Genomic DNA, 3,291 nt, shown 5'->3' with positions numbered 1-3,291 from the left:
CGCCAAGCGCGCGCGCCAGCGCCTCGGCGACCTGTTCGCCGATTGTGACGCCTTGCTCACCTTCGCGGCACCCGGCGAGGCGCCGGAGGGTTTTGCCACCACCGGATCGGCCATGTTCAACCGCCTGTGGACGCTGATGGGCACGCCCTGCGTCAGCGTGCCCGGCCTCCTCGGCCCCAGCGGCCTGCCCGCAAAGACATGCACATGGAGGTGCGGCACTTCCTGGTGACCATGCCCGCCAATGTTGGCAAGCAGGCGATACCCCGGCGCAGGAAGCCCGAGTTCGCGCGCGACATGGCCCACCGCGCGGATGAAACCCGCAACTTCCTCATCAGGCGCCTTGGCGGTGAAATCATCCCAGCTCACATAGGCGCCCTTTGGAATGACAAGGACATGGACCGGCGCCTGCGGGTTGATGTCGTGAAAGGCGAGGACGTGGGCGTCCTCATAGGCCTTCTTGCAGGGAATCTCGCCGCGGATGATCTTGCTGAAATGGCCATAAGGCTTGGTGATGAGGCCCCAGTTGGGAGCGCCCCACCAGAACGCATCGCCCTGGTTGCTGAGCGGCTTGCCCAGATCGACGCCGAAGATTTCCGCGCCGATCCGGCGGGTCATGGGCTTCACGTCGAGCACGTCATAGGCCATGCGAAACTCCACTAGGTATTGAGGAAGCCGCCGCGCACATAGACAAGCGGCGTCTTGGTCTCGTCGGTCGTCACGCGCAGAACGCGGCCGACCAGGATCTCGTGGTCGCCGCCGTCGTGAACGGCCTGGAGAGCGCACTCGATAGCCGCCACGCAATCAGCCAGCAAAGGTGCGCCGCAGACGCCCGCCTCGACCGCGGTCAAGGCGAAGCGATCGTCGGCGCCGCTCTTGGCGAAGCGGTAGGCCAGGTCGCCCTGCTCGCGCGCCAGGATGTTGACGCAGAACCGCTCGGCCGGCTTCACCGCCGCCAGGGTGCGGCTGTCGCGCTTGAGGCAAACCATAATCAGCGGCGGGTCCATCGACACCGAGCTGAAGGCGCTGACCGTCGTCCCGACCAACCGCCCCTCATGACAGGCGGTGACGACGGTCACACCGGCGGCGAAGCTGCCCATCGCCTTGCGGAAGTCAGCCGGCTCGGGCGCGTGCGACTGCGGCGCGGCGCTCATGCCTCGGCTCCGAACGGATTGTCGGGATAGACCGCCGAAATGGGCCGGGCGGCCTCCTCTTCCGGACTCGCGCGTCCGCAGACAGCCAGGGCCGTTAGAGCGTAGATCAGGGCGCTGTCGACGAGGTCCTTGGGTGTCGGCCGCCAACGGCGGAAGCCAGTGGTGATGGCCGGAATGCGGTGCATGTTGAAGACGTTGTGGTCGCGCCACATGCTCGAATAGACCGGGTTCGCCAGCGCCACCGGATGGCCGAGACCGAGCTGGGTGGCGACGTCCACCGCGCCCACCAGCGGCGCCACCTCGGCGGCGTCGGCCTCGAAGCCATGGCGCACGACCACCGGTTCGATGTCGATCCGACCCAGACCCGCGTCCCGCACCATTTTCTCGAGCGAATGTTGGGCGTCGGCCACGCGCTGCTTGGGGCTGAGGCCCACCTCCAGATAGAGGTTCACGAGCTCGGTGCCCGCCCCGAAAGCGTAGGGAATGCCGCCGCGCACCGAGGCGATCTGCGACTTTGGCTGGGCCACGCCGCCGGCGCTTTCGTAACGACTGGCCTTTTCCCACTCGCCGCTCCAGGCATGGATGGCGTCTGTCAGCCGACCCAGCTTGTAGATCGGATTGGGATGCTGGGCCGAGGTCGCCGGCTGCTCCAGTAGCGGTGTGAAGACCCCCTCGCCCCACACCTGGAACCGGAACACCGCATAGCCGCAGCCGACCCAGGTCAGGCCGAAGTCGCAGCCCTCCGCGGCGATGGCGTAGTCGGGCGCGACGCCGCCATGGTGAAACAGGTAATGGGCGCCGATGTCCTTGCCCATATAGGCGACGCCCCGGTGCTCCTCGATCGGCTCGGGACCGATTTCGCCGGGACAGGCTGTCAGGTACATCTTGCCGGCCAGGTCGTAGCCGGCCGTCTTCAGCGCCTTGGCCGCGATCAGGAAGCAGCTCATCGGGCCGCGGTCATTGGCGATCGGGTAGCCAAAGAGCTTGCCGTCCTCCAACCAGCACTTCTCCCATTCGGGATTGGCCAGGGTCTCAAGCGAGTACTTGTAGGCGTCGAGATCCGGGTTCCAGGTCGGCGCCTCGGTGTCGAGGTGGGCGGTGAACAGCAGGTTCTTGCCGGCGCCCTTGCCGCCGTAGGTCCCGATGACGTTCGGCCGTTCGGGCGTGGCCCCCACCTTGCGCGGCGAGAAGCCCTCGCGCGCCATCCAATCGTGGACATAGTTGGCGACCTCAAGCTCCTTGCCGGACGGCGCGGGGATGTTGCCCAGGGTCAGGGCCAGCTGGACGATCTCGTCCTCGTCGATGGCGGCGGCTATGGCCGCGCGGTCGGCTTCGGTGACCGCGTAGGGCGCGACGGCGCCGAGGTTGGGAAATCCGTCGGCCATCTCAAGCGCTCCACACGGCCGCGACCTGGGCCGTATCGGTCAGAATCGCGCTGTTGAGTTCCATCACCTTCAGCGACGCGGCGTGGAGATCCGCCTCGTAGGCGGCGCAGGCGTCAGCGGCGACGAAGACGTGATAGTCGAGGCTGAAGGCGTCGCGGACCGTGCTGTCGACGCAGCACTCGGTGGTCACGCCGGCCACGACCAGGGTGTCGACGCCCAGCGCCTTCAGCCGGTCATGGAGATCCGTGCCGCCAAAGCCGCTATAGCGGGTCTTTCTCACCACCAGCTCTCCAGGCAGCGGTTGGGGACCGTAGAAGTCGGAGCCGACCTCCCCGGTCCGGCACAGAGCGCTTTCACCGTCCGGATCTCCGCCCCGGCGCCGCATCCGCTCGCGCCAGGCGGAAGAGTCGGTGTCCGCGCTGGTGAACAGGCCCACGAAGACGACCGGCACGCCCACCGTGCGCGCACTCTCCACGAGCCGTTCCGCCGCCGTGACCGCCGGCTGCACCCCGCCCATGTCGACATAAGCTCCAAGGGCGCCCTCGGGCGAGGCGAAGTCGACCTGCATATCGATCACCACCACCGCCGTGCGCGACGGCGCGATCCAGGCCTCCAAGCCGTCGGCCACACCCGTCGCCGTCGTCATCGCGTTCACGAGAACACCGCCCTCAGGCCGGGCAGGATCTCGGCGCCGAACATGGTCAGCCCTTCGACATAGTCGGGAAAGATCATCATCAGGCCGTCCAGCTCGCAAT

Annotated in this window: 5 protein-coding genes; all 5 read right to left on the bottom strand. The window is 67.3% G+C overall.

Annotation, left to right across the window (positions count from 1 at the left end; translation table 11 throughout):
* Nucleotides 1-645 (bottom strand): histidine triad nucleotide-binding protein (locus Q0379_RS10660; RefSeq protein WP_299008135.1); only part of this gene is annotated, 645 nt, incomplete at its 3' end.
* 11 nt (nt 646-656) lie between these two features.
* The gene (locus Q0379_RS10655; RefSeq protein ID WP_299008133.1) at nt 657-1,151 is read right to left on the bottom strand and encodes a flavin reductase family protein; all 495 of its coding nucleotides are present in this window, start codon (nt 1,149-1,151) and stop codon (nt 657-659) included.
* Entirely contained in the window at nt 1,148-2,536 is a 1,389-nt protein-coding gene (locus Q0379_RS10650) for a peptidase M20 (protein ID WP_299008130.1), read from the bottom strand. Before Q0379_RS10650 ends, Q0379_RS10655 begins: the two co-directional genes overlap by 4 nt.
* Nucleotide 2,537: 1 nt before the next feature.
* A complete protein-coding gene (locus Q0379_RS10645) occupies nt 2,538-3,182 on the bottom strand; it encodes a cysteine hydrolase (protein WP_299008138.1) in 645 nt (214 codons plus the stop codon).
* A 5-nt stretch (nt 3,183-3,187) separates the two neighbouring features.
* Nucleotides 3,188-3,291 (bottom strand): hypothetical protein (locus Q0379_RS10640; protein ID WP_299008017.1); only part of this gene is annotated, 104 nt, incomplete at its 5' end.

Source organism: uncultured Caulobacter sp. (assembly GCF_937900395.1).
In the GTDB taxonomy this organism is placed as follows: domain Bacteria; phylum Pseudomonadota; class Alphaproteobacteria; order Caulobacterales; family Caulobacteraceae; genus Caulobacter.
Note: the sequence above shows the minus strand (reverse complement) of the source record. Positions and strands in the feature narration are given on the sequence as shown.